Below are 25705 nucleotides of genomic sequence, written 5' to 3'. Positions count from 1 at the left end.
GATGCTGACCGTCTCCGAACTTGCCCGCCACCTCGGCATCCACTTCCAGATCGTCAAGCACTGGCGCCGAGACGGCATCATCACCGGCGTCCTGGCCAACGACAAGGGCGAGTACCTCTACCCCGTGCCCGGCCCCGACCTGGTCCGGCCCCTCATCGGCCGACCACGCCGAAGCGTCCTGGATCCCGAACACTCCGCAACGACCCGATGAGGTGCGGTGTGATGACAGAGGTTTCTCGTGAGCTCCTTCGATGCCCGGGCGGCAGTAGAAGCTCTCGATGGTGAAGTGCGAGCGGAAGGCGATCCAACGGTCGGTCTCCACCCGGGCCCTGTTCAGCCCCAGCACCTGGGCGACGGCCGACTTCAAGGTGTCGTAGCGAACCTTGCCCCGAGGGACACCGCCCAGCGTGCGAAGCGCGTGCACGTGCCCTTTGAAGAAAGCTTCCTGGTCGCAGGAGGCAAAGTCGGTGGACGGCCGTGCCCGAGTAGGACAGGCGGAGCGGGAACAGATAGCAGGTCACCAGTTCGCCGGCCAGGCGCACTGTCACGTCGCCGAAGTCGACCTCCGCCTCGTGACCGGGGAGGTGGGTCTGCGGCACGAACGCTTCCACCGGGGCTTTGCCCGAGACAGCGAGGATCTCCGGCTTCCGGTCGGAGAAGTAGCGCCGGACCATGGGACAGGACACGTCGGCGCCGTGCTCCTCGACGAGCCGGTGGAAGATCCGGGTGATCGTATGGCGCTGCTTGCGCGGCGAGTCGGGGTCCGTCCGCAGCATCTCGTCGATCACCGGCTTGTACGGATCCAGCGCAGTGCGGCGCGGCGGCGGCTTCTTCCGGGGCTCCGGCCAGACCGAGTCCACGGCCCCCGTGACCGTCCGCCACGACACGTTGTACTTGCGCTCCAGCTCGCGCATCCTCATGCCGGCACGGTGATCGCACCGGATCGCTGCGTACAGCTCGACCTTGGACATCTGCGGCATGAACCGGGACCTTTCACCAGGAGCATCCCGATGCTGCCCTGGCAAGTACTCCACTGCTGTCAAAAACTCGGGTTCTGGTCCAACTTCTGTGGTGTGCCTACTCATTGTGACCGTGGGTTGCTGGTAGGTCTGGCGAGATCGTCTGGAAACTGCCAGCGCCTACCGCGTTCGGGCTGATGGTTCTGAGCCGTGCACGATGTACTGCTCCGGCTGGAAGAGCTGCTCTTCCTGGCGGATCCGGGGATCAGGGTGGAGTCGGTGCAGGACGGTGGCGAGGCGATCCGAGTCGGTGTCAGATGCCGGACGGCCGGGGCTCGGTGCCCAGGCTGCGCAAGCTGGTCGGGGAGGGTGCACGGCTCTTACCTGCGGTTTCCCGCTGACCTACCCGTGTCGGGACGGCGCGGGTGGTGCTGCGGCTTCGTGTCCGCCGCTTCACGTGCGAAGACGCATCCTGCGGGCGGCGGACGTTCGTAGAGCAGGTCGCGGGCCTGACCCGGCGGCACAGCCAACGCACCGAACGAATGCGGTCGGTGATGGCCGAGGTCGGCCTCGCCCTGGCCGGTCGGGCCGGTGCCCGGCTGGCCGACGTCTTCGGGGTGAGGGTCAGCCGGAATACGGTACTGCGGCTGGTCGACGCTTCCCGGAACCCCCGTCACAAGTCCCGCGTGTGGTCGGCGTCGACGAGTAGGCGATGCGCAAGGGCCGCGGCTACGGGACCGTGCTGGTCGACGTCGAGACCCGCAGGCCGGTGGACCTGCTGCCGGATCGCGAGGCAGGCACTGTCGCGGCCTGGCTGGCCGAGCACCCGGGGATCGAGGTCTTCGCCGAGGGCGCCAGCATCGGGGCACCCACAGCGGTCCAGGTCGCCGACCGGTTTCACCTCTGGCGCAACCTCAGCGAAGCGGCCGAGCGGTACGTCTCCCGCCACCGCTCGTGCCTCCGCGCGACCTTCGCCGAGTCGGTGCCGGAGGAGGCTCCGGCACCGGCCGAGAGCGGGTCGCCATGGCCCGCCGGGCGCCGGTTCGCCGACCGCACCCGCGCCAAGCACGCCACCGTCCACGCGCTGCTGGCCGCCGGCCACAGCCGACGCTCGATCCAGCGACAGCTCGGCATGACCTACCGCACCGTCCAACGGCTGGCCGACGCCACGAGGCCGGAAGACCTGTTCCAGGGACAGTGGCAGAACCGCAGGACCAAGCTCGACGACTTCAAGCCCTACCTGCACGAGCGATGGACCGAAGGCTGCACGAACGCCTGGACCCTCTGGGAAGAGATCAGGACCCACGGTTACACGGGCGGCTACGGAGCCGTCCGCGCCTACCTCCAGCCGTTCCGCACATCCCCGACCGCACCGGCAGCCCGTCCGCCGTCCCCGCGCACGCTCACCGGCTGGATCCTGACTCACCCCGACACCCTGCCTGAGGGCGAGCGGCTGAAACTCAAATCCGTCCTGGCCGACTGCCCCGAACCGAATGCCCTCACCGGGCACGTCCGCGTGTTCGGGAAGATACTCACCCAACTCCAGGGGGACCAGCTCCCGCAATGGATCAAGGCGGTCCGCGTTGACGACCTGCCCAGCCTCCACGCCTTCGTCAACGGCCTCGAACGCGATCTCGCCGCCGTCACCGCGGGCCTAACACTGCCGTGGAGTTCCGGCGTCGTCGAAGGCCACGTCAACCGGATCAAAATGCTCAAGCGCCAGATGTACGGCCGGACCGGCTTCAGCCTCTTGCGGAAACGAGTCCTGCTGGCATCCTGACGGGCTCGTCACGAGCTCTGCTGGAGTCGCAGAGAGATCGCGGAGCAACACCGGAGCGGATGGTGGGCGACGAGTACTCACCCCACGGGGCGCGGCGGCCGTTGTCGGCAAAGGCTCGGTCAACCACATAGACGACTGGTCTACTCATGCTCTATCGTCATCGTCATGGCTACTCAAGAGATCACCACCTCCCGTCGTGGGCACGTCACACTCCACCCGCTCAGCTCCGGTGGCGGGCGGAACCGCGGCGCGCGGCTTCCCGCCACCGGCACCTCGGCCGCGGCGGACGCCACGGAAGCCACCCCGGCGGTGATCACACGGACCGCCTGGACACGGCCCGCGGCCGCCGTCTTCACGGTGGGATGGGGAGCGAACATGTTCGCCTCCGTCCTTCAGGTCTACCGCGGGAATCTGAGCGGCTTCCAGGTGAACGCCCTGTTCGGCGCCTACGCGCTCGGGCTCATTCCGGCCCTGCTGGTCATGGCGAGGGTCTCCGACCGGCTCGGCCGGCGGCGCGTTCTGCTGGCCGCTCTGCTGCTCTCCGCGCTCGGCTCCGCGGTGATCCTCTTCTCCGGCGGGGCGTTCGGGACGATCCTGGCCGGGCGGATCCTGGTCGGAGTAAGTGCCGGGTCGGCGTTCGGGCCGGGCACGGCATGGATCAAGGACCTCTCCGACACCGCGAAGACTGCGGGCGGGGGAGCGGGGGTGGGGGCGCGGCGTTCGGCGGTCGCGCTGACCGCGGGGTTCGCTTTCGGTCCGCTGCTGTCGGGCGTCATCGTCCAGTGGCTGCCCTCGCCGGAGACCACGGCCTACCTGGTGCACATCGCTCTGGTGGCACTGACGCTGCCCATGGTGTGGCGTGCTTCCGAGTCGGCTCTGCCCGCCGCCGGGCGGCGCGGCCACTCCTCGAAGTCCGGTGACGGACCGATGAAGGTACTGACCAGCCGCCTCTTCCTGACCGCGGTGCTTCCGACGGCACCGTGGGTCTTTGGGGCCGCGACCGTGTCCCTGGCGGCGCTGCCCGTCCTGGTGCCGCTGGGAGGGTACGGCGCCGTCGGCGGCGGCCTGGTCGCCGCCGTCACCCTGGGCAGCGGCATCGCGGTACAGCCGTGGGCGCGTCGGCTGACCCGGCACTCGGCGGCGGCGCCGTTCCGGGTGGGCATGGCGGCGGTGGTCAGCGGGCTGCTCGCCGCGGCGGTCACCGTCGCCACCGGTTCACTGCTGCTCCTGCTGGTGACGGCCGTCGTCCTGGGCTCGGCCTACGGTCTGCTGCTGGTGAGCGGTCTGCAGCTCGCGGAGTCCCTGGCGGGCCCGCGGAACATCTCAAGCGTGATCGCCGTGTTCTACAGCCTCACCTACGTCGGATTCGCCTTCCCCGTCCTGGTGCAGGTGCTGGGCAAGCTCTGGGGCCCGGTGCCGGTCCTGGTCGCCGCTTCGGCGCTCGCGGTCGGCGCCCTGGCAACGACGTTGATCGCCTGGCCGGCACGACGGACATCCCGCACCGGTGTCTGACCACCCAGGTGTGGACCCCACAGAGTGATGACCCCACTCCGGCCGGGCACGGCAAACGTGCCCGGCCGGCGCCGTCTCCGGCGGCCGCGACACAATCAGTGAGCCCTTTCAGGGTGAACACGCAGGTCGTCACCGATCCGACGGCGAGGTGCTGTGGATCTCACCTGCCCTGCCGGGCCGCACCCACCACCTGACCGCCGCGCTACCCAGCGCATCGTCCACATCTGCCAACGCCCAGGACGTCCCCGTCCTTGCCGACCGGGCCGCACCGGCGCCGGCCGCTGAGTCACCACCGGACTCAACCGACCACCCGGCGGCGAACTCACCACCGGTCTCAAACGATCACCCGGCGGCGAACTGCGCGGACCGGCTCTCCCCGGCTCTCACCGGGCCGGTGGACGGCGGACGCTCCGCACCAGGGCCGGCCCGCGCCCGGCCCGCTGGCGAGTCACGTGCTGACCGGGCCTGGACCTCTCGTGCCCCTGTCCAGCGCCGCTCATGCTCGGCGGATGTCAGGTGCAAGGTGCAACCGACGGGGGAGGGGCAGGTGGACGGCGACACGGATCTGCTGGTGGTCGGCTTCGACCTGCGCACCGGCCGCGAGGTCCACGTCTCAGAGCAGCCGGCGCAGTACTGGCGCGCCCGCGGATACCCACACGGCGACGCCACCCTCATCTGCTGCTACTGCCATCGCGGCATCGACGCGCCCTAGGGCACCCGGATCCCGCTTGTGGTCCGGGGTCGCCTCGGGGGACAGGTGCGTACGCACTTCGCTCACTCACCAGGCCAGGCCCCCGCCGCGGGGCACCACCCCGAGAGCGTGTGGCACCCCACTTCCAAGCACACCCTGTTCAGCCGGGTGCGTGGCGAACTCGCCAGGGACGGCTGGCTCGAAGAAGTCGAACGGATCTCCAACAGTCCCATCTTCCGCCTGGGCGAGAAGGCCACTGGAGAACGCACCGTCATCCCGTTGCGCTCGGCCTGACCCCCTCCCGCCCCGACCGGACAGGATCAAGCGACCCAAGCGACTGGGATTGTGACACGCCCGTCGTCGGCGCGGCCGCAGCGGGACGACGACGGCCCCAAGGCGCCCGCGCGGCGGGAAGCAGCGTACTCGGCAGCCCGCGCGGCGGGAGGCCGCCGGGTACGCCGCGGTGGGGGCTGGCTGCGTCCAGACGGCAGTAGGCACGGTGGAGACCGAGGCCGCCCGCACGCGATCGGCGCGGGGCAGTATCCCGGAGGAGACCGTCATTCCCGCCATACGCAAGACCCTCACCGCCACAGCCCTGGTCGGCGCCGTCTTGGCCGGTGCCGCAGCCTGCGGGACCGCCAAGAAGCTCTCCGCGGCACAGAAGATCGATCAGGCCGTCGACAAGCTCGGCGAGCAGCGCTCGCTCTCCATGGAACTCGACCTGGACACCGACGCCGCCACGCTCAAGGCCCTGGACAACAAGACGGACCCCGGCAACCCGATGCCCGCCGATGCCGCCCAGCTGCTCGCCGACGCCCGCGTCTCGCTGTCGGTGCAGTCGAAGAAGCCGCTGAAGGATTCGGGGGAGAAGGACCTCACCGGCATGGCCGTGAAGTTCTCCAGCGCCGGTACGGACCTGATCGAGTACCGCATCGCCGGCGACTACGCCTACCTGCGCGCAGACATCAAGGCGATCGCCGCGAATGCCGGCCTCGTGCTTCAGCGCAGGGCCTCGGCCGGCACGGGCGAGACAAAAACGGCGGCCGGTCGGGCGCGGACCGGTGCATCAGCGCATGGCCCGGGCGATTGTCAGCGGGGCGTGGCGGGACGAACGCCGCGCCGGGCTGCGCTGGTTCAGCCGGCCATCGGCAGCTGGGGCGTGCAGATCCGGCACAGGCGGTAGCGGATGCCGCCGCGCGGGCCGATGCGCTCGGCCACCCAGGCCGCCGCCTCGCCGGGCTCCATCATCCGCTTGTGCGTCGCCCACCCGGAGTTGAGGGTGCCTTCGTGGGCGAAACGCGTCAGCGCGCCCTGCATCCAGATGGAATCGTCCCCCTGGACGTGGCCGACGGACTGCGCGATCTCACGGCATGCGGCCCGGTGCAGCGTGTGCTTGCCCGCGGCATAGGGGTACCGGTCGGGCTGGTCGAACCGGCGCCGCTGCTCCACCGACTCCGCACGGACGGCAGCGAACCGTTCGCTGGCTTCCGCGCACACCGGGCACCCGGGAGCACACACCGACACCTGGGCGGGGCCCTCGAGCCGCGCCCAGTCCACCGGCCCCGCAGGCGCCGCAAACCCGGCCGCGGCAGGCTCCGGCTCCGCGCGCCGCGACGCTGGGACCTGCGCGCGACGAACAGCCGCCGCGGCCCGCCGGGCCGCCTCACCCGCAGCGCGCTGCCGCCGGCAAACACGTCCTCGCTTCGCCATGGAAGACCGCTCCCCTTTCTCAAGCCGCTGCTCACCCAGAGCCGTCCATGCGCCCGAGGCTGCTGCCACGGCCACGGCGGCGCCACAGCACACCAGCATGGCAGCCGGCCGAGCAGAACTCACGGCACGACGCGCGATTTCGCCCGGTTTGCCCCGTGGGTGTGCGTGCTTCGCGGAGGCCGTGCCGCGCACGGCCGGTCATGCCAGTGGCGCGTGACGGGATACCGGGATTCAGAGTTTGCCCAGCAGCCAGCCACCGAGGCCGAAGAACAAGGCGGCACCGATCAGGCGGAAGGCAATGGCCTGCAGGCGCTCCACCGTGCGTTTGCCGGCCTCCCGCTGATCCAGTCCCACCTCAGATGCGCGCTTCAGCCCGTGCTCGTCCATGACCTTCCCCCTGATCAATCAGCCCCTGCAGAATGCCAGAACGACGGCTGCCCCACGGCTGCCCCGCGGTTGCGCCCCAGAACACGTCCTGCCCGAGCCTGCGCTCCACCTACCGTGGGCGGACATGAGCACGCAGCCCGTCAACGATGCCTACCTCCTGCCTCTGTACCAGAGGGTGACCGAGTGAACGCCGGTATCGCCTTCTCCCGGATGCCGCTGGAAGTGGATCGCCGAGCTGGATCTGTCAACAGGGCTGTCACCCAATGGGATTGCCGTCATTGCCGGGTGCGGCGCTGCTGAGCGAGGGGCGTACGGTCAGGGTAGGCGTCTTGGCGCAAGGGCCGGATGTGCGAGCCGGAGAAGGACGGTATCGGGGGATGGGTATCGGCGAGGACGACTGGACAGCACGGGCGGTGTGCCGCACTGCTGATCCCGACGAGCTCTTCGTCGAAGGCGCGGCCCAAAACCGGGCGAAGGCGGTCTGCACCGGCTGCCCGGTACGCACCGAGTGCCTTGCTCATGCCCTGGACCGCGGTATCGAGCACGGCATTTGGGGAGGGATGACAGAACGCGACAGACGCAGCCTTCTGCGGCGGCGGCCGACCGTGACATCCTGGCGGGACCTGTTGGAGACCGCACGGGCGGAACACGAGCGGCAGGCCGGGCAGGACCCGGGCGCTGCCGGGCATGGACGTGAGGCCAGCTGAAGGCACTGTCACGTTATTGAGTGGTTTTCTGGCAGCGCGTGAGGTATGGGGCGGGACCGGGTTTCGAAGCGGTGTTCAGGTCCCGGCGGCGCCGGTGGCCTGGTCCCAGATTGCAAAGCGGAGGGTCGTCTCGGCTCGGTAGCCGGGAGCGGTCATCAGGTGGCGGTGGGGCCGGAAGTGCGGTGAGATGCCGCTGAAGGCAGCCAGGAACCGTCGGGCCCCACCGGTACTGCGGAAGCCTTTCATCGCGCGTTCACGCTGCCTTGTCGGCTGATGACTGTTCTCCGCCCGGTTGTTCAGGCCCTTGTGCGAGGGGTGCTCAACGGAGGGCATGACCTCGCGGTGGGCCGCGCTGCAGGAGCGCAGCTTGTCGGTGACGGCCACCCTGGGCACCGTATGGGTCTTCTTCAGCAGCCTGCGGAAGAAGCGCCGGGCCGCAGCGGTGTCCCGTCGGCTCTGCACGAGGATGTCCAAGACGGTGCCGTCGGCGTCCACGGCCCGCCACAGGTACTTCCGCTCTGCGTTGATCTTCATGAAGACCTCATCCAGGTGCCATTTGCCCCCGGGGCGGGGCAGCCGGCGACGCAGGCCGTTGGCGTAGGTCTGCCCGAACTTGGCGCACCAGCGGCGGACCGTCTCATAGGAGACGAGCACGCCGCGCTCCAGCATCAGTTCCCCGACCCCGCGAAAGCTGAGCGGGAAGCGAAAGTACAGCCACACGCAGTGCGCGATGATCTCCACCGGGTATCGGTGCCCCTTGTACGACGGCGGCGCGCTGTCCACGGACGACCCCTCCCGGCATGACCAACCAGAAGATCATCCCACCCGGTCAGTCAACGTGACAGTGCCGCGGATGCGCCACGAGACTGCCCTGGCGCTCGCCGACGAGCGCAACGCCCGCCATCTCGCCGAGGCCGAGGCCCGGCGCCTCCAGGCGCGACTAGATGAACGTGCCGCTCACATCGAGGACCTGCAGCGCGCCCTTGCGGCCCTGACGCCGGCCCCGCAGCGGGCGGCCATTCCCCAGCCCGCACAACCGTTTTCGGCGTCTGTCGTTCACTCTCCGGCACCCGCCTCTATGGAGGCAGGGGAGGCCGCGCACGGCCCCGCCACGGGCAAGCGGCGTCGCTGGTGGCCGCGCCGGGACTGACGTCGACCGGCTTCAACCTCTTGCGTCAACGGTCGCGCCATCTCCTGCGACTTCTCTTGCGCGAGTCGCTCGACCCGCGCCTTGTTCTCGCTGGCCACCAAGCCCTGCAGGGCATGACCAGGGCCGACCTTCCCTGTAGAGCTCCCTCGGCCGCCCACCTGGAGAACGAAGTGGGGTTGAGCAGGAGCCGGCAGCGGTCTGGCGCGTACGGCACCGCTCACACTCAGAGTCTAAGTGCTGTAAGGTTGAATATGGCGGCTCGTGTGCTGCTCAAGGTCGCAGCAGGCCTGCCCATGCAAAAAGGGCCGGTGGAGAGTCGCCCTGGAGCGACCCGGCACACCACCGGCCCTCACTGCCAACAGCCCGGCCGGCGAAAGCGGCTGGGACCTCAACCAGGATACAGGGGGCGCCATGGCATCAACAGGCTCCCTTCGGGGAGTGACGCAGTGATCCCCAAGGGCCGTCCGGTCATCAACGAAGCCGACATCGCCCAACGCGTCGGAGTCCCTCTCGCTACATGGCGCCGGCGCGATGCCCCCGCCTTCCGTCAGCACGTCCCGAGCCTCTTCCCCGGCAGTCGCTTCCTGATTTACGACCTGGAACAGGCCACGGCATACCTCGACGGCAAGCCCGTCCCTGACCTGGTCGCAGATGAAGATCCCGACGACCAGCTGAACGACAAGGAAGCCGCCGGCATCCTCGGGGTCGACCCGAGCACTGTTCGCGCCTACGCAGGACAGGGTTACCTCTCACGTGGCGAGACCGTCTACGGCGCCCGAGTCTGGAGGCGCCACGAGATCGAGCGGCGTCGCGACAATCCCCTCGGGCAGGGCAAGGGAGGTGGACGCCGCGCTGGCGAACGGCAGGGGCCCCGTAAAGCCCACGCGTACGCCGGTGATCCGCGGTTGCGAACAGCCAGCGATGCTCTCGCTGCCGGCGCAGGCGCTCCCATCAGCCGCATCGCTGCCAGCCTCGCGCAAGAGCACGGTGGATCACCCCGGACCTGGGAGCGGCTTCTGAACCAAGCTCGCCAGGGAGGTGTGGGCGGTTGCGGCGGGGCCCTTGTGAAGGCAGCCCCGCCGCATTGCGGCGGGGCTGCCTGGTTTCAGCTTGCCTGTTGGTGCTGCCTGAGTTCGTGAGGGCTGGCGGTGAGGGTGCCGTCTTGTTGTTCGTAGTGGGACAGGGCGATGCCAGGGCCGAAGGAGGTGGGAGCCCGCTCGCCCACGAAGATGCCCCATCGGTCGGCGCGCGCGAGCCCGGTTCCCGGTTTTGCTGTGAGCGAGACCGCCCATGCGGCAACGGTCCGGCCGATGGAGGCGAAGGCGGCCAGGTAGGCGTGCTCGCTGCGGATGCCCCTCTCGTGCATCTTCTTGACCAGCGTGGTGCTCTCCCGCCTCACATGCCGGTGGAGCGGGTGGTGGAGTCCCTGTGGCCCTGGTGGTCGCGGTCGCGCTTCTTGCGCCACGGAATCAGACCGGCCAGACCGAGGAGGCCGAGGAGGCCCCACAGGCCCGCGTCATCGTCGTCCTCGTTCCGGTCCTCCTGGGCCTGAACCGTCGCGGTGGCCGCTGGCGGGCTCGCCTGCTCGGCAGCATTCTGGCTGAACGCCGTTCCCGCCGGCGCAAGAGCAAGCAGAAGGGCGATGAGTGCCGTGCTGGCGATTTTGCGCATGGCGTCTCCTCTTGGATGCTGCCCCCTGACCCATCAGTCGCTGAGGGCTCTCCTGTATGCCTAGTGTCTCCAGTAACACACATATTGCGAAGACATGCCCGTTTAGTTAGGTTTTCTATTCAACTGTCAGCTGTCCCGGGTCGGCAGCGCCTCGTGCCGCGCCTGTCGGCCGCCGGCCTGCCTCGCTGAAGCTTGTCAGGCTCGCCTTCGACCTTGCCGGGCCTCTGGCGGATGGGCGCCGATGCCGCGTACCGCTTGGACGGGCGAGAAACGCCTCATCCGGCAGGCGTCCGTGCGCTCGCGGCGGATGCCGAGCACAGCCTCGGCGGTGAGGATGCAATTGGTTGTCGGCTAAACAGATTCGCCCGCCCATCGCGCTTCTTGCGGCAGACGGCAAACAGGCGGCACATAAGCGACATTACTAGATGAATCAGAATGAACGGGGCGGGTACGCGGCCGTGGAATGCCCGTGCGAAAGGGGGACTGCGATGGGTGGGCCGGAGCGGAACGAGGGGCCGGCGGGCGACGTCGGCTCCTTCTCGCCCGGGGTGCACAGCCCTCAGGATTCCCGGGTGGCCGTGTTCGCTGCGGGCTGGGTGTTGCCACCCACCGCCCCCGGCCGCAGTACTGCCGTCGGCTGCCGGACGGCCCGGCGAATGCGTTCGTCGGCCGGGCCGTCCGGTCGCCCAAAGGCTCGCGGGTCCCTACAAGCGAAGACCACGATGCGGACCTTTGTGCGCATCCTCTTGGCTGTGCTGCTGACGGCAGGCGGTCTCACCCTGGCTACGGCGAACGCCGCTCTGGCCGACGCCCCGGTCGATCTGTCGCGGGAAGGACAGATCACGGACCGGGTCGGGGCACTCGGCGACCGGGAACCCGAGGTCGCCCAGGCGCTGGCCCGGCTGGCCGATGAACACGCACTGCAGCTGTTCGTGGTCTATGTGAGTGATTTCTCCGGCCGCTCCCCCCAGCGGTGGGCGTCCGAGACGGCCGCGAGAAACGGGCTCGGCGCCGACGACGCGCTGCTCGCCGTCGCCACCGGGGCCCGCCAGTACTCCTACTTCGTGGACGCCGGCTCACCGCTGACGCGTCAGGACCTGGCTGAGGTCGATGCAACGGCCGTCGCGCCGACACTGCGGCAGAACGACTGGGCGGGAGCGGCGATCGGCGCGGCGCGGGGGTACGGCGCGGTGCTCTCGGGTGAGCCGGTGCCCTCGGTGGACGTGACGCCCGCAGAGGCGGATCCGGGTCAGGGCGAGCAGGTAGACGTCGGCGCAGGTGGCTGGCTTTTCCTGCTTGTGGTGCTCGTTCCATTGGCTCTGGTCGCGTACGCCCTGATCCGACGCAGGTCGCGCAGGGCCGCCGGGTCGCGCGGCGGCGAAGAGACGTGGGGCGGGCCGTCCCCGGAGTCGCTGGCGGATCTCGACGCGCAGGCGCGCCAGGCTCTGGTGCGAACCGACAACGCGGTGCGCACCAGCCAGGAAGAGCTGGGTTTTGCCGCCGCGCAGTTCGGCGACGAGGCGACCCGGCCCTTCACCGAAGCCGTGGAGACGGCCAAACAGGAGCTGACGGCGGCGTTCCGGCTGCGGCAGCAACTCGACGACGCCTACCCCGAGGACGATTCGACCCGCCTGCAGATGGTCCAGGAGATCCTTGCCCGGTGCGCGCAGGCCAATCGCCTGCTGGACGACAAGGCCGAGGACTTCGACCGGTTGCGTGCCTTCGAACGCAACGCACCTCAAGCCCTGACCGCGGCCCAGGCCGCTTTCGACACCGCGAGCGGTCGGATGGTCAGCGCGCAGGCCACCCTGGCTGCCATGCGCGAGCGGTACGCCTCCTCGGCCATCGCACCCGTCCTCAACGACCTCGAGCAGGCGGGCAGCCGACTGCAGTTCGCGCAGAACAGCCTGCAACAGGCCCGGCAAGCCGTGGAAAGCAATGACAACGGCGCGGCCGCGATCCAGGTCCGGGCCGCAGAGGCGGCCGTCGCACAGGCCAACCGGCTCACCGACGCCGTCGACCGGCGGGCACAGGAACTCGCCGACGCAGCCGGCGCGCTGCCGGGCGCACTGACCGAGACGAACGCGGACCTGGCAGAGGCGCGTGGCCTGCTCCAGGGAGCCAAAGAACTTCCCACGGCCGCCCTGCAGGGGCGCATCGCACGCGCCGAGACCGTGGCGACCGAGGTACGCAGGGCCATGGAGAGGGGCCAGTACGACCCCATCGACGCGCTGCGCCGGGTGGAGGAGGCCGACGCCGGGCTCGACGAGGCACTCATGGGGGCCCAGGAGAACGAGCAGGGCACACGGCGCGCCCGGGCGCTGCTCGAGCGGGCGGTCCTTGGTGCGCAGTCCAGCGTCGGCGCGGCCGTGGACTACATCATCACGCACCGGGGAGCCGTCGGCAGCGAGGCCCGCACGCGGCTCGCGGAGGCGCAGCGCAGGCTGGAGCGGGCCGAGGCATTCTCCGGCCGCGGCGGGGCGGATGCGCACAGTGCCTTGGCAGAGGCGCAGCAGGCCGACGCACTGGCGCAGGATGCCCTGTTGCTCGCCCAAGAGGACGTAGAAGGTTTCGGCGTCGCCATCGAGCCCGGTGTGTACACGGTAGGAAGCGCCGGCAGCGGACTGGCAGGGGCCATGCTCGGCGGGATCCTGCTCGGCGGCGGGTTCGGCGGCGGCTACAGCACCGGGCCGGTCAGTTTCGGAGGCGGCGGAACACGCGGCCGGATGGGCGGCGGCCGTTTCTGACACCACCCCGATTTCCTTGCATCACGTGTCCAAAGGAGAGACGCCATGACCAAGCAGACCATCCTGGGACGGGTCGCACAGTTGGCCCGGGCCAACATCAACGCCCTTATCGACCAAGCGGAAGATCCTCAGCTGATGCTGGACCAGCTGATCCGCGACTACACCGACAACATCAGGGAAGCGGAGCAGGCGGTGGCCACCACCATCGGCAACCTGCGCCTGATGGAACAGGACTACAGGGAGGACAAGGAAGCCGCCACCGAGTGGGGCCGCAAGGCACTCGCAGCCAGCAAGAAGGCAGACGAACTGCGCGCTGCAGGAGACCCCGTGGACGCGGACAGGTTCGACGCCCTGGCCAAGGTCGCCCTGAGCAGGCAACTGCAGTCCGAAAGGGAAGCCACGACAGCCGAGCCGACCATCGCCTCCAGCACGGCCGTCGTGGACAAACTCAAGACCGGCCTCGACCAGATGCAGCTCAAACTCCAAGAACTGCACGGCAAGCGCGACCAGCTCGTGGCACGGGCGAAGTCCGCCGAGGCACAAAACCGCATGCTGGACGCCGTCCAAAGCATCGACGTCCTCGACCCGACAAGCGAACTCAGCCGGTTCGAGGAGACAGTGCGCCGCGAAGAAGCCCGGGCCATGGGCAAGGAGGAACTCGCCTCCTCCTCCGTGGACGCACAGTTCGAACAGCTCGAGGGACTCGGCGACGCAACCGAGATCGAAGCGCGCCTGGCGGCCCTGAAAGCCGCATAGCCACCAGCAGCCCACCACGAAAAACAGCTGTGGCGCCGGGTCTACCCGCCGGCCGGCCGGGAGGGCCTGCCGCCGATGGCGTTCGTGTTCGCGGACACCACGGCCGTGAAGGTCTCCAACACGATCGCCGTGCTGAAGAGCGCAGGCCGCCGCTACTGGGCGCCGCGCCGGTACGAGGCGGTCACGGCGAAGGATTACAGCCAGGCCGTGCCCATGCTCGTCACCACGCTGGAGCAGCTGACAAAGCGCGGCGTGGACGCGGCGGTGTGGCGGAGGCTGGGCCGGATGGGCGAGCAGACACCGACGGCCGCGCTCGACAACCCCGACGGCGCCACCCCCTTTCGCCGCCAGGCCGCACAGGCCGAAGCGGAAGAGAAGCAGCGTCGGGCAGCGGAGCGGCAGGCGCGGCGGCCAGCGCCCACGGAGCGGTCGCCGCCAGGCCGCCAGGTCCCCGGGCCGTGGGACGGTCAGGTGAACCGCCCCGGGTTCGGTAGAGATCTCAGATTGTGGGTGTGACCTGTGGTTTCGTGAGTTCCGTGTAGTAGTTGGTCTCGTACTCAACGGGTGGGACGTGGCCTATCTCACCGTGCAGGCGTCGGTGGCAGTACCAGTCGACCCACTCGGCGGTGGCCAGCTCGACCTGGGAGAGTGTCTTCCAGGGTCGCTGTGGCTTGATCAACTCGGTTTTGAACAGGCCGATCGTGCTCTCCATCAGGGCGTTGTCGTAGGCGTCGCCGACGGAGCCGATCGAGGCCGCGATGCCGGCCGCGTCGAGGTGTTCGGCCAGCTTGAAACTGGTGTATTGGCTGCCCGCATCGCTGTGGTGTATCAACTCGCCCCGAATGTGGGGGCGTTCATCGCGGTCGCGCTGCCACAGCGCCATCTCCAGAGCGTCCAGGACGAGCTGGGTCTCCTTCGACGTCGCGGCGGACCAGCCGACGATACGGCGGGAGAAGGTGTCCACGACGAAGGCGACGTAGACCACCCCGGCCCAGGTCGCCACGTGCGTGAAATCCGCGACCCAGCAGCGGTTCGGTGCCGTGGCGACGAAGTCGCGGTCCACCCGGTCCGGTGCCCGCCCGGCTTGCTGGTCCGGGACCGTAGTGATGACCTTCTTGCCGCGGACGGCGCCGGCGATGCCCAGCTCGCGCATCAGCCGCTCCACGGTGCAGCGGGCCACCTCATGACCCTGCCGGTTCAGTTCCCGCCAGATCTTCCGTGCCCCGTAGACACGGTAGTTGTCGGTGTAGACCTGCCGGATCAGCTCCTTGAGTTCCGTGTCCCGCACGGTACGAGCGGACGGGGCGGCCAGTCGTTTCTTGTAGGCGTAGTAGGTGGAAGGGGCGATCTTGCAGTCGTGCTCGGTGAGCGTCCTGCAGATCGGCTCGACCCCGCCGAAGCGGTCCCGGTGCTCGTCGATGAACGCTACGAGCGCAGGTGTGGCCGGTCGAGCTCGGCCGCGAAGAAACTCGCCGCCGCCTTCAGGATCTCGTTCGCCCGCTTCAGCTCGGCGATCTCCTTCTTCAGCGCCTTGAGCTGGACCGATTCCTCCGTCGTCGTCCCCGGACGCTGCCCCGCGTCGATCTCCTGCTGCTTCAGCCAGTTCCGCAGTGTCTCGCGGGAGCCGATGCCGAGCTTGTCGGTGACCGCCTGCAGGGCGGCCGTCTCGTTCGGGTAGTCGTCGCGCACCTCGGCGACCATGCGCACCGCACGACGGCGGAGCTCAAGCGGGTAACGGGAAGGTCGTGCCATGACTCGATCCTTTCATGAAATCGAGTCTCTATTCGAACCGGGGCGGTTCAGTGAGCTTCGCGGCCTTGGCCGGGGCCGGGGCCAGAGTGAGGATGACGCGGGCGTCAGCCCTGGTCAGGCCGCCTTGCTTGCTCTGGAAGGCCAGCAGAGCAGCGGGGTAGTACTCGCGCAGGAGCGAGCGGACCTGGTTGGCGACCTGCTGCCGAGTCCAGACGGCATCCTGCTGTGCTCGGGCCAGGACCGTGATGGCCTGGGCGAGTTCGGAATCGGCCGGCAGGGGCCGGTGGGCGTGCATGTCGGTGCGCAGGATGTTCGCCAGGACCAGCGCGTCGCCCGGGTCGGACTTCTTCCGGCTGACGCCGTGACGGTCGCGGTAGCGAGCGGCGGCGAGCGGGTTGATCGCGAAGACCCGACGGCTGCCGGTGCGCAGGCTCGCGACCAGGAGGCCGTGGCTGGTCTCGATGGCCACCGGTATTGGGTCGTCTGGGCTGTCGCCGTGCTCGGCCAAGAGGTCCAAGAGCTTGTGGTAGCCGGCCACGTCGTCGGCGATACGGACTTTGGCGAGCAAAGTCCCGGCTTCGTCGACGAGGGCAACGTCGTGGTGTCGCTCCGCCCAGTCGATGCCGCAGAACACGGTCAATCTGTCCTCCCAGGTCAGTCCGTTTACGCAGTCACGAGCACATGCGGGTCACGCGGCGCCCTAATCCAAGGACTCGTTGGTCCGCCATCTCAGTAGCCGTTCGCAACACCAGCGCACTCCAGGGGCTCGATCTTCTGCAGAGCTCGCGGGCTCACGGATGAACAAGAGGTCGACCCTGGAGCGGGCTCGCGCCGTGACAATCAACGTCTGGCAAGCCGCCGCGAGTTTCGCGTTGATCACGGAGGCACCGGGCTGCGCCGCTCTTGACAGAGGCCTCAAGGGCCCGGGGAAACGGAGGCATCAGCCCGGCGCCCGCGTCATCACCGCGAACCCCACAACGGACAGCGATGCCGCTCTTTGAGGAGGCCTTGACAGCCAGGGGGGAGCCAGGCATTCGCTGTCCTGCGCGAGCATCTGCCCGGGTCGTACATGGGCCCGGGCCGTCTGCATACGCACTGGATTAGGGGAAACGTCCTCGGTGGCGGACCTGGTCAAGGGGTAGCGCACGCCACCGGCCGCACCTGGTCAAGGGGCCGGTCGGCGGTGGGCGCACCGGTGCGGTGTGGGACATCGGGTGCGGCGCACCGGGCGTGCGCGAGAGTGCCTGGCATCGTCGGGTGGTGCGGTGGCGGACATCGCGGTGCGCACCACGTAGCGTGCATCGTCATCCGGCGCACCGGAGTGGAGTCCACTCGGTGGATCCCATCGGGTGGAGTCCACTGAGTGGAGTCCACCCGATGTCGTGCATCACCACTGGATGCAGAACATCGTGGGCTCCACTCGGTGGACGATGCCCGGCATCGTCACCACAGCCAGGCGGTGGAGTGCCGCACCCGGGACAGGGCACGGGCATCGCGGCGCGCGGCCGCGTTACCGATCCGGTTCTGCCGGGACCGGGGCCGGCGCGACTGCCCGGCGGCGAGTCGGCGCCGCCCGGCGTCCTGGAGTCGCCGCCGCTGCTTGCGCAGCTCCTGCTTCTTCGCCGCCTTCGACTTCGGCTTCCGGGGGTGCTTCCAGATCGGCTGCCACCCTAGGGGCTCATCGGACTCGGGCTCCTGGTCCTCGTCGAGTGCGGCGGATATGTCCTTGGCGGCTGCGAGGGCGAGGGCGAGGGCGTCATCAAGGCTGGGTCGTTCTTCCGGGATGCTCACGCGACTCCTCCTGTGGTCCGGCTCGGTGTGTGCTGGGTGCCGGGCGCTTGGGTGCCGGGCTGCTGGGTGTGCGGCGGCGGGGCCGTCGCCGGGGCGGGCTGCGGTCGGAGGCCGTGGGCGACGGCGCGCTCCCGGATGCCGTCCTGGAGCTTGGCGGCGGCGGCCTCAAGGGTCCGGCGAGTCTGCTCCACCGTGTCGACACTGGTCTCCTGCTCCCTAACGCGGCCGACCTCCCGGCCGGAGTGGAACGGCCGCCGGTGCGACCTCGAGGCGGCAGGCACGGCGACGGCGTGCCTGGTGCGGGAGCTCAGGCGCTCCGCACGCCGCACGGCATGGACCCGGGTGGCCAGGGCGCCGACGGCGAGGCGGGCCCGCTCGTACGGGGGCGCGGACCGCTTCCGGGTCAGTGGGCGCAGCACGGCCTGGTCCTCGGTGTCGCGCGGGTACAGGGCGCGCAGGTCGGCGGTCATCATCCGTCGGCTGGCCGGGCGGGTGTAGTCGTCGACGGCTGTCTGCACGATCTGTTCGTCCAGGCCCGCCTGGTGGTGCCGGCCGCGCAGGACGTAGGAGAGGTAGCGGCGGGCTTCGGCGAGCAGGTGGTGGCGCTTGAACGCGCCGCGCATCACGTACACCACGACGACGACGTCGACGGCCGCCAGTGCTATGTCGACCACCGGCCGCACCCGCGCCCACACCGCCACGGCCGCCGCCCGCGCCCGCTGTGCCAGCCGGTCGACGACGTCAGCGCCGTAGGCCCGGATCGCTGAGGTACGCCATCGCTTACGCAGCTCGGTCAGCGACAGCAGCTCCGTGCGCTTGGGCGGCCGCGTCTGGTCGGCGGCCTGGCAGGCCAGCGCGTAGGTGGCCCGCTCCCCCGGCGGGTGCCCCTGCCGTTCCTCGTACTTGGCGGTGAGGACGGACATCGCGTCCTCGATCTGCTGGCGGCGGGTCGACTGCCAGCCTATGAGCCGCTGATCGATGCCCGCGATGTCCATGACCGGCCGGCGGCCGAGCGTCACCTCGCGCGGCTCCCACGCCCACCCGAGCCGGGCGGACACCTCCTCCATGAAGTACAGGAGGTAGAGGGTGTCGGCGGCGACGATGTGGGCCATCAGCGAGTCCGCCGACAGGTTGCCCCACGTCCCCTTGTCATCCGGCCGCCGGACGCGGACCGTCACCACCGCATGAACGAACTGCTCCACGGAGACCCCTGCCCACTGTGCGGCCAGCCCCTCACGCTGTGCCCGACCGTCGTCGTCCGCTCGAACGTGCCGTACCCCACCCGGACCGACTACCTGCCCCATTGCACCAGCTGCGCCAACGAGCCAGCCAACGCGCAGAAGTGGAACGACCTGATGAACGACCGCTACGGCAGCTGACCGGGCCGTGCGAATACTGCGCCACGACCACACGAGCCGATGGAGGAGATCACGGACGTCATCATGTAATCAGCGCGCACGACCTTGCGCGGTCGCATCTCGTTGGGCGGGACATGAAGCTGACTACCGGGCCGGGCAGGGTCGAGGCGTTGGCGGAGGAGGCCGTCGTCGCGGCGTGCACGCTGGCCGACGCCGCCGACCCGTTGCACTGGAGCGCAGACGCGGTGGAGGACGTGGCCGCCGCCCTCGAGGTCCTGGCCGGTGCGCTCGCCCAGCTCGATCCGGAGTGCGCAGAGATCCTCTCCGTCGTGCCGATCGCCGCGGCCGCCGTCGTCGAGCGCGCCGAACAGGCCGGAGCCGGGGTGAGCGAGTCCGTCGGCGACAGAGCTGCAGCCGGAACGAGCCCGGCGCTGCGCCAGGCACTCGCTACTCACGGCTTGACCCGGAACCGCGTCCACCAGCTCGGGGCCGCGCTGATCACGGTCACGCTGGACGCATCCGAGGCGCAGGCCCTGGCCGTGCTCCTCAGCCGACGCGACACCCTCCCCCGACAGGCGCAGCAGGGGGACGAGGGCGGTTGGGGGGCCGGGCCGGCGGAGACCGCGGCGGCCGCACTCGCCGACGCTCTCCGCGCCCACAGCACGGGCGCATACGCACGGGTCCTGGCCTCCGGCCAGGTCAGCGCCGGACTCACCCCGCAGACGGCTCAGGCGGTGGTCGCGGCCCTCACCGCACGGCCCGGCGCAGCGTCACGCAGCAAGCGGCGCGGGCTCGGTCCGGGCTTTAAGGGTGTCGCCTCACGCTGACTGCCCGGAGCAGTGCCGCCAAAAATCGGGGGACTTCCCCAATTGGGGAAGTCCCGCTCAACAGCAGGGGTCAGCCCTCAACCAGCTCTGCATCGACGATGCCGTCCTCGTCGACGGCGCCGGCGTCGACGTTGACATCGGGGGTGGCGTCGGCGTCGACCTTTACCTTGCTGAGGATGCGGCCGATGCGGCGGATGGCGTCCTGCTGCCGCTGGGCTTCTTCGCTGCTACGGGCCTTACGTGCGGCCTTGTCCTCCGTGGCGTTCTCGATTGCCTGTCGCGCCACATTCAGCAGCTCTAGCGCGCCGTCTACGGGGTCCGAGCTCCGGCTGGGCGTGCCGCTCTGCTCGCGCTCCGCTTCGACACGTTGCGTGGGCATCACCGCTTCGGGTGCGGTCGTCCAGGCGGCGCTGACGGCCTGGCTGCGCTCTACCGGATCAGAAACGCCCTTGGCGGCTGCCACCGCCTTCTTCACTCGCTGCTGGACCTGGTTGGCGACAAGCCGGACGCCGCCTTTCTGGTGAGCCCAGTACAGCTCGGCGTAGGCGCGCGCGGCTTCTTGGTCGCTGGTGCGCTCCGCGTACGGTTGCAGCTTTCGCAGGTGACTGTCGGGCAGGGGCCGGCCGAGTTCCTTCTGCACGGCCTGCGCTAGGCGCCAAGTCTTCTGGAGGCGATCCGCCTCGCTGGTCGAGAGACCGTCGTGCTCCTGCTGCAGGTACTGCTCCCAGGTGCGGGTGCCGTCGCCGCGGTACAGGCGGCGCCGCCGGACCACTTCCAGGGAGTAGCCGAGCATCCAGCGGGCTGTGCGGGCGTTGTCGACGGCTCGGTGAGCCTCGGCAAGGAGCCGCTGCTCGTGCTCGTCGAGCGGGCCGTTGGCGGTCTCCGGCGTAGCGTCCACGTCGGGCAGGGTCAGTCCCCAGTGCTCCATCGTGAAGGGCTGAGCACGCATCTGCGGAGGATCCGCAGGCTGGTCAGGCACAGCCAGGCTCTCTGACGTGGTGCTCGCGCTGTTGGCGGGAGATTGCTGCGCTCCCTTGTTGGCCGCCGCTCGGAAGTCACGACGCTTAGGCACTCTTGATCAGCCCCCGCTCCTGCAGCTCGGTGACCAGCTCACCGAACGGCCCCCGGGCGGCATGCTCCACCGGGAAGCCCGTAGCTTGCTTGATGTCGTCCAGGACCGGAATCTTCACCGTGAGCACGTTGTAGTCGGCGTCCGCGAGCAGGCCCCGGATCTCCTTCTCACTCCGGACATTGGGGCGCACTCGGTTGAGGAGCACCCACATCGGTGGGGCCGTGCGTGAGGGCCTGTCGAACGCGGAGCGGCCGACCATCGTCTTGACCGGGGTGGAAGTGCGCGGCTGATGGACCCGCTGGTAGTCGGCCATCGACGGTTCCATGTGGATGAGTACCAGGTCGGCCACCTTGAGCACGCTGTCTGCAATGTGCGGGTGGTTCTCGGTGTGACCGACATCGACGATGTCGATCCCGGCCTCTCCCAGCGGCGTGTACTCCTCAGCGAACTTGGCGGAGGCGTTGTGCTTCACAGGGAAGGGGAAGCCGGCGAGTTCGGACCATTGAGTCAGGTGCTCAGACTCGTCCGCGTCCCACAGCTGCACACGGTATCCAGCCTCATGGAATGCGTGTCCCATCATGCCGGTGTCGGTCGTCTTGCCCATACTTCGCGGGCTGATGTTGGCGATGAGCACGGCGCGGCTCTCTCCTCGTGCAGTAGCTACGTTCCGCAAGATGCTGCCACGTCTCCCCGGGCACCGTGGCCGGCACCACGTCACAAAATCGCTGCCCAGCATCACGGTGATCGCCAACTGGTATGAGGGTGACGTGCGTAGCCGTGTCGAGCCTGAAAACACAAAAAGGCCCGTGCCCGCCACGGATGCGTGGTGGGCACGGGCCTTTGCCGTGCGGTGCGCGTCAGGCCGTCCAGGTCGCGGGCGCGCCTTCGTCGGGGTTGGGGATGCTGGTGGCAGTCACCAGGGCGGCCGGGTGGCGCATGGCGGTGATCGGGACCGCGCCGGGTTCGGTGCTGGGTGCCCACACCATCCGCCACGTCTCATCCCACTCGCATCCGCAACCGTGATCCGGGTGCTTGTGATCAGGGTTTGCAGTTGACCGTTGACCACTTCCCCAGGATTCCGCCCCGTGGCCAGGCCGACCGTTGCTTGTACAGCTGCATGGAGTCGCCGGCCTCCGGATAGGCTGGTGTGCCAAGCGGTCTCGGAGGGGGAGTATGGACGGCGCGCGGATCGTCGATGTCGTGCATGGGGTCGTGGCGGAGCGCGCACCCGAGGAACAGGACACAGCAGCGGACCTGCTGAACCGGGACCCTGATGAGATCACGCGGATGCTGTCGTCCCGCAGCGGGGACAGCGAACTCGGCTTCGGCCTGGGCGAGGTGGCCGTGCTGGTGACGCCGCTGGTGTGGATGGTGCTCCAGCAGTTCGCGCAGGAACTGGCTGGCGTGACAGTGCGCGCGGCGACCGGTCGGTTGTCCACAGCATGGCGCAGGCTGCGCGGCAGGCCACCGGAGAGCGTGTCCGCCCTGCCGCGGCTGGACGAGGCGCAGCGTGAGGAACTGCGTGGCATCGTCAGGCAGCGCGCTCAGGAGGCGGGGCTCGCCGAGGACACGGCCGGGCAACTCGCGTTGAGCGTCATCCGCCACATCGAGCGCAACCAGTAGCCGGGCCCCGTACGTGTGGCCACCTTCCGCGGAGACAGAAGCCTATTACCGACGGTTGAGCGCTGGTACGACCCGCAGGTTCGTTCTCCTGCTCCTGCTGTTGACCACCTCAGGCATGTTACTGCTGAATACAGCCGCTCAGACCGCCCTGTGGCGCTCCGCGTACGCGCCCTGCGTACAGGCGTATAACGACCAGTGGCGGCTGGCGGGTGAGACGTTCGACGCCCGAACCCTGCTGACGGACGGGGCGGCGCTGGAGTGGATGGTGTCGGCCCCCTGTCAGCAGCGGCTGGCATCCTGGTCCTCCGCAGTCACCGTGGCGAGCTTCGTGATCGTCGCCTTCGTGACGTTCGCTGTGTTCTGGTTCATGCCGACGTGGCGCTTGCGCCGCCTTGTGCGCGTGCACGCGTCGTCCAAGAGTGAGCTGTACCAGGAACTGGAGGACCTGCGAACCCAGTGTCGTCTTCCCGTACGCCCCAGGTACGTCATCGCCCCCGGCGTACCAACAAAGACGGCATTGGTCTTCGGCCGGCCCGGCCTGCTGGTTCTGTGTCTGAACAACGGTCTGGTGAAAATGTTGCGGGAGGAACCCGTGGCCTTCCGCACCGTGGTCCTGCATGAATTCGCCCACCTCCGTAACAAGGACGTCACCCTCGCCTACGCCACCGTCTCCCTGTGGCGCGTATGGCTGGCCCTGGTCGTCCTGCCGTGCGCGGTGCAATGGGCCTGGGAGAACTGGACGGACAGCCCCTACTGGGCACTCCACTACGGCGGCAGAGGCACAGCGGTCCTGGCCGTCGCCATCGTCGTGGTGGCCCGTTTCACGCGTGCGGAAGTGCTGCGTAACAGGGAATTGTGTGCCGACTTGGACGCCTACCGGTGGGGTGCGGACCTCAGCCTGTGGCAACGGGCCGCCGCCGCCGAGCGCCGAGCACTGGGCCCGGTCCGGCGCTGGTGGCGTCACCTGTGGCGGTTCCACCCGCACTGGCAGCGGCGGTACGAGGTGCTGCACCAGCTGGAAAAGGGCTTCAGGTTCTACCGCTGGTACCCGTCGGTGGCGACTTCCTTCGCCTTCTTGGGCTGCTTCATCCTGATGCCTGCTGTTCTCACAAGCCCGCAGTTCCCGCTGCTGTGGGGCCCCGCCCACCGGATCCTCTTCTACGGCACCATAACGGTGATCCTGGTGACGTTCGGCAGCGCAGTGCCCGAGAAAACAGGCAGCTCCCTACCCAGCCGGCCGGAGAGGCTGCTATGGCGCAGGCGCACTATCGTCCTGCTGTGTGCGGTGGTCGTGGCCCTGTCCTTTCTGGTCTCCTACCCGGACGGCACCTGAGCCTGTACCGCAATGCCGAACGGCACCGGGCACAACATCGGCTGGGTCACGGCCGAGCCGGGCGAGGGCGGCTTGCCACCCGGCGCGCGCCGGGTGAGCGTCACCCGTGCCCCAGGAAGGTGAAAAGCCAACCGCCTTCCAGACCCCTTACACAACTGGTCGCTGACCGCCTATACACAAGGGTGCGGGTGCCGTAAGAAGACGCCGTGCGTGAGGACGGCGCGAGGGATGCGGGGAATGGGCACCGCCGGGTCGTCGCCCGGGTACAGATGCAGGTTCCGCCAGCCGTGGACCCGGGCCATGTACGCGGCGGCGGTCTCGATGATGTCGGCCCACCGGTGGTGTCCGAGGAAGACGAAGCCGACCGGATAGAGGTGATCGTCGGTGGGGTCGTCGATACCGGTGACGTGCATGCCGCGATGGACGATGAAGCCGTTCTCAGGACGATGCGGTCCGCTCCGAACCGGATCTCCACGACGCGGTCGCCGTCGGCGAGCTGCGAGCCGTCGCGCCAGCGCCACATCGGCAGGATCTCGGGGCCGAAGTAGCGGCGCACCGGGAGCAGGTCGCCCAGCCCCTCGCCGCCGTCCCAGCCGAGATCCGCGCGCCGAACGTCGCTGAGCCGCTGAAGCAGAGGCTGAAGGCGGTTGATGTTCTCCGCGACGACGACGTGGTCGAAGCCCTCGCCGGGCAGGCCGGGCCAGGCGTCGGCCATGGCGGCGTGCTGCGCGCGGACGACCGGCTCGGGCACACGCCGGTTCGCGGGCCGGCCTTTCTGGCGTTCGACGTACACGGAGGCCGGGGTGGGCACGACCAGCGCGACCGTGGGCACGCCGTGGCGGCGGGCGGCGGCGATCAGGTTGGCGCGTACCGCCTGCTCGCAATTCGTGGCGTCGACGACCACCATCTTCCGGCGGGCGAGGCGCGCCTCGAGGACGGCTTCGAGCGCGAACACGGCGTCGTCGGTTGCTTCCTGGCAGCCCGCGTTCCCTTCCCTGTTGGATTGGCGTGTTGAAGCGGATCGAGCAGGGGTGGATAAGACGTCGTCTCATTTGGTGAGTCTGCGGTAGCAGATGAGGCTGCAGGCGATGGCGGTGAAGGCCAGGAAGTGCTCGGCCTTGCGTTCGTAGCGGCGGTGTAAGCGACGGCAGCCGCCCAGCCAGGACATCGTGCGCTCGATCGTCCAGCGGTGCCGGCCCAGCCGGGTGGAGGACTCGATGCTTTTGCGGGCGATGCGGTGCCGGATGCCTCGCTTGCGTAGCCAGCGGCGCAGGTGGTCGTAGTCGTATCCCTTGTCCGCGTGCAGTTTGGCGGGCCGTCGCCTGCGCGGGCCGCGGCGGGAGCGGATCGGCGGGATGCCGCGCACGAGCGGCTCGAGTGCCTGGCTGTCGTGCAGGTTCGCGCCGGAGATCCCGATCGAGAGGGGTAAACCGGTCCGCTCGGTGATCAAGTGGATCTTCGAGCCTTTCTTGCCCCGGTCCACAGGATTCGGACCTGTCAGGTCCCCCCTTTCAGGGCCCGCATGTTCACCGAGTCGATCGCACACCGCGACCAGTCCAGATCTCCGCGCGAGCCCAGCTCGTCGAGGATGAGGCGGTGCAGCTTCGCCCAGACCCGGGCGGCACTCCACTCGGTGAAGCGCCGGTGCGCGGTCGGCCCTGAGGGGCCGAAGACCGGCGGCAACTGCCGCCAGGTACAGCCCGTCGTGGCCACGAAGATGATCGCGGCCAGCACCTCGCGATCCCCGTATCGCCGCCGACCGCCGCCCTGCGGCCGCGATGGAGCAGGCGGGACCACCCGCTCGAACAGCTCCCACAATTCATCCGGCACCATGCGCTCGACCATCACCACACCGGCAGACTACCCAGCACCCCAAATG

27 protein-coding genes and 4 pseudogenes are annotated in these 25705 nt (G+C 69.2%); 17 read left to right on the top strand and 14 right to left on the bottom strand.

Annotated features, from left to right (window positions below):
* Position 1 precedes the first annotated feature (1 nt).
* The 7 genes and pseudogenes from QQY24_RS32750 (at position 2) to QQY24_RS32720 (ending at position 6125) form a co-directional block, all read left to right on the top strand.
* Positions 2-211: a hypothetical protein gene (locus QQY24_RS32750; protein WP_301976589.1), complete on the top strand. Its 210-nt coding sequence runs from the start codon at positions 2-4 to the stop codon at positions 209-211.
* 1460 nt (positions 212-1671) lie between these two features.
* Positions 1672-2739, top strand: a complete 1068-nt coding sequence (locus tag QQY24_RS32745; protein WP_301976588.1) for an ISL3 family transposase — start codon at positions 1672-1674, stop codon at positions 2737-2739.
* 165 nt (positions 2740-2904) lie between these two features.
* A complete protein-coding gene (locus QQY24_RS32740) occupies positions 2905-4251 on the top strand; it encodes an MFS transporter (protein WP_301976587.1) in 1347 nt (448 codons plus the stop codon).
* A gap of 113 nt (positions 4252-4364) precedes the next feature.
* Positions 4365-4533: pseudogene (locus QQY24_RS32735) on the top strand (IS5/IS1182 family transposase); the annotation flags it as partial.
* 241 nt (positions 4534-4774) lie between these two features.
* Complete coding sequence (locus tag QQY24_RS32730) at positions 4775-4963, top strand: hypothetical protein (protein WP_301976586.1); 189 nt, start codon at positions 4775-4777, stop codon at positions 4961-4963.
* A gap of 108 nt (positions 4964-5071) precedes the next feature.
* Positions 5072-5236 carry a hypothetical protein gene (locus QQY24_RS32725; protein ID WP_301976585.1) on the top strand — a complete coding sequence of 55 codons (165 nt, stop codon included), beginning with the start codon at positions 5072-5074 and terminating at the stop codon, positions 5234-5236.
* Positions 5237-5441: 205 nt separating this feature from the next.
* Positions 5442-6125, top strand: a complete 684-nt coding sequence (locus tag QQY24_RS32720; protein WP_301976584.1) for a hypothetical protein — start codon at positions 5442-5444, stop codon at positions 6123-6125.
* On the opposite strand, the gene QQY24_RS32715 is transcribed toward QQY24_RS32720, so the two are convergent.
* Together QQY24_RS32715 and QQY24_RS32710 are read right to left on the bottom strand one after the other, a co-directional pair.
* Positions 6077-6391, bottom strand: a complete 315-nt coding sequence (locus tag QQY24_RS32715) for a hypothetical protein (protein WP_301976583.1) — start codon at positions 6389-6391, stop codon at positions 6077-6079. The genes QQY24_RS32720 and QQY24_RS32715 overlap by 49 nt on opposite strands.
* A 492-nt stretch (positions 6392-6883) precedes the next feature.
* Positions 6884-7039, bottom strand: coding sequence for a hypothetical protein (locus QQY24_RS32710; RefSeq protein ID WP_301976582.1), 156 nt, complete (start codon positions 7037-7039; stop codon positions 6884-6886).
* A gap of 377 nt (positions 7040-7416) precedes the next feature.
* Here QQY24_RS32710 and QQY24_RS32705 point away from each other — a divergent pair, with 377 nt between their 5' ends.
* Positions 7417-7746 (top strand): WhiB family transcriptional regulator, encoded by a 330-nt coding sequence (locus QQY24_RS32705; RefSeq protein ID WP_301976581.1) that lies wholly within the window; start codon positions 7417-7419, stop codon positions 7744-7746.
* A gap of 75 nt (positions 7747-7821) precedes the next feature.
* Here the strand turns inward: QQY24_RS32705 and QQY24_RS32700 are convergent, their stop codons facing one another.
* Positions 7822-8529 carry an IS6 family transposase gene (locus tag QQY24_RS32700; protein ID WP_301976580.1) on the bottom strand — a complete coding sequence of 236 codons (708 nt, stop codon included), beginning with the start codon at positions 8527-8529 and terminating at the stop codon, positions 7822-7824.
* 70 nt (positions 8530-8599) lie between these two features.
* Here QQY24_RS32700 and QQY24_RS32695 point away from each other — a divergent pair, with 70 nt between their 5' ends.
* A complete protein-coding gene (locus QQY24_RS32695; RefSeq protein WP_301976579.1) occupies positions 8600-8896 on the top strand; it encodes a hypothetical protein in 297 nt (98 codons plus the stop codon).
* A 446-nt stretch (positions 8897-9342) separates the two neighbouring features.
* Complete coding sequence (locus QQY24_RS32690) at positions 9343-10035, top strand: DNA-binding protein (RefSeq protein ID WP_301976578.1); 693 nt, start codon at positions 9343-9345, stop codon at positions 10033-10035.
* On the opposite strand, the gene QQY24_RS32685 is transcribed toward QQY24_RS32690, so the two are convergent.
* Both QQY24_RS32685 and QQY24_RS32680 read right to left on the bottom strand, forming a co-directional pair.
* A complete protein-coding gene (locus QQY24_RS32685; RefSeq protein WP_301976860.1) occupies positions 10002-10262 on the bottom strand; it encodes a hypothetical protein in 261 nt (86 codons plus the stop codon). The two genes, QQY24_RS32690 and QQY24_RS32685, sit on opposite strands and share 34 nt — an antisense overlap.
* Positions 10263-10291: 29 nt before the next feature.
* The gene (locus QQY24_RS32680; RefSeq protein ID WP_301976577.1) at positions 10292-10567 is read right to left on the bottom strand and encodes a WGxxGxxG family protein; all 276 of its coding nucleotides are present in this window, start codon (positions 10565-10567) and stop codon (positions 10292-10294) included.
* Between the two features lie 722 nt (positions 10568-11289).
* Here QQY24_RS32680 and QQY24_RS32675 point away from each other — a divergent pair.
* The 3 genes from QQY24_RS32675 to QQY24_RS32665 all read left to right on the top strand — a co-directional run bounded on the left by QQY24_RS32675 (position 11290) and on the right by QQY24_RS32665 (position 14586).
* Positions 11290-13314 (top strand): TPM domain-containing protein, encoded by a 2025-nt coding sequence (locus QQY24_RS32675; RefSeq protein ID WP_301976576.1) that lies wholly within the window; start codon positions 11290-11292, stop codon positions 13312-13314.
* A 45-nt stretch (positions 13315-13359) separates the two neighbouring features.
* Complete coding sequence (locus QQY24_RS32670; RefSeq protein ID WP_301976575.1) at positions 13360-14070, top strand: PspA/IM30 family protein; 711 nt, start codon at positions 13360-13362, stop codon at positions 14068-14070.
* A gap of 75 nt (positions 14071-14145) precedes the next feature.
* A complete protein-coding gene (locus QQY24_RS32665) occupies positions 14146-14586 on the top strand; it encodes a hypothetical protein (protein ID WP_301976574.1) in 441 nt (146 codons plus the stop codon).
* Here QQY24_RS32665 and QQY24_RS32660 read toward each other — a convergent pair.
* From QQY24_RS32660 to QQY24_RS32645, 4 genes and pseudogenes are all read right to left on the bottom strand, one after another.
* A protein-coding gene (locus tag QQY24_RS32660) for an IS3 family transposase (protein WP_301970629.1) occupies positions 14570-15822 on the bottom strand; the annotation gives its coding sequence in 2 pieces (ribosomal slippage) (positions 14570-15540 and positions 15540-15822; 1254 coding nt in all). The two genes, QQY24_RS32665 and QQY24_RS32660, sit on opposite strands and share 17 nt — an antisense overlap.
* A 49-nt stretch (positions 15823-15871) precedes the next feature.
* Positions 15872-16480 (bottom strand): annotated as a pseudogene (locus tag QQY24_RS32655) (IS110 family transposase); the annotation flags it as partial.
* Between the two features lie 785 nt (positions 16481-17265).
* Positions 17266-17613: a hypothetical protein gene (locus QQY24_RS32650; protein WP_301976573.1), complete on the bottom strand. Its 348-nt coding sequence runs from the start codon at positions 17611-17613 to the stop codon at positions 17266-17268.
* Positions 17610-18800, bottom strand: a pseudogene (locus QQY24_RS32645) (relaxase domain-containing protein); the annotation flags it as partial. The gene QQY24_RS32650 and the pseudogene QQY24_RS32645, both read right to left, overlap by 4 nt.
* Between QQY24_RS32645 and QQY24_RS32640 the strand changes: the two are divergent.
* Positions 18798-18992, top strand: a complete 195-nt coding sequence (locus QQY24_RS32640) for a hypothetical protein (protein ID WP_301976572.1) — start codon at positions 18798-18800, stop codon at positions 18990-18992. The pseudogene QQY24_RS32645 and the gene QQY24_RS32640 overlap by 3 nt on opposite strands.
* 113 nt (positions 18993-19105) lie before the next feature.
* The gene (locus QQY24_RS32635) at positions 19106-19798 is read left to right on the top strand and encodes a hypothetical protein (protein WP_301976571.1); all 693 of its coding nucleotides are present in this window, start codon (positions 19106-19108) and stop codon (positions 19796-19798) included.
* 70 nt (positions 19799-19868) lie between these two features.
* Here QQY24_RS32635 and QQY24_RS32630 read toward each other — a convergent pair whose 3' ends face one another.
* The 3 genes from QQY24_RS32630 to QQY24_RS32620 form a co-directional block, all read right to left on the bottom strand.
* Positions 19869-20747: a hypothetical protein gene (locus QQY24_RS32630; RefSeq protein WP_301976570.1), complete on the bottom strand. Its 879-nt coding sequence runs from the start codon at positions 20745-20747 to the stop codon at positions 19869-19871.
* 115 nt (positions 20748-20862) lie between these two features.
* Entirely contained in the window at positions 20863-21504 is a 642-nt protein-coding gene (locus QQY24_RS32625; RefSeq protein ID WP_301976569.1) for a plasmid partition protein, read from the bottom strand.
* A gap of 223 nt (positions 21505-21727) precedes the next feature.
* Entirely contained in the window at positions 21728-21856 is a 129-nt protein-coding gene (locus QQY24_RS32620) for a hypothetical protein (protein WP_301976568.1), read from the bottom strand.
* A 226-nt stretch (positions 21857-22082) separates the two neighbouring features.
* Between QQY24_RS32620 and QQY24_RS32615 the strand changes: the two genes are divergently transcribed.
* Both QQY24_RS32615 and QQY24_RS32610 read left to right on the top strand, forming a co-directional pair.
* On the top strand, positions 22083-22493 hold the full coding sequence (locus QQY24_RS32615; protein WP_301976567.1) for a hypothetical protein: 411 nt from the start codon (positions 22083-22085) through the stop codon (positions 22491-22493).
* Positions 22494-22608: 115 nt separating this feature from the next.
* A complete protein-coding gene (locus tag QQY24_RS32610) occupies positions 22609-23826 on the top strand; it encodes a M48 family metalloprotease (protein ID WP_301976566.1) in 1218 nt (405 codons plus the stop codon).
* 100 nt (positions 23827-23926) lie between these two features.
* Here QQY24_RS32610 and QQY24_RS32605 read toward each other — a convergent pair.
* Together QQY24_RS32605 and QQY24_RS32600 are read right to left on the bottom strand one after the other, a co-directional pair.
* Positions 23927-24856: pseudogene (locus tag QQY24_RS32605) on the bottom strand (AAA family ATPase); the annotation flags it as partial.
* Between the two features lie 18 nt (positions 24857-24874).
* A protein-coding gene (locus tag QQY24_RS32600; protein WP_301976859.1) for an IS5 family transposase occupies positions 24875-25671 on the bottom strand; the annotation gives its coding sequence in 2 pieces (ribosomal slippage) (positions 24875-25333 and positions 25336-25671; 795 coding nt in all).
* Positions 25672-25705 lie beyond the last annotated feature (34 nt).

The sequence above is a fragment of the Streptomyces sp. TG1A-8 genome (assembly GCF_030499535.1).
Taxonomy (GTDB): Bacteria; Actinomycetota; Actinomycetes; order Streptomycetales; family Streptomycetaceae; genus Streptomyces.
This window is presented reverse-complemented; position numbering and strand designations above follow the sequence as displayed.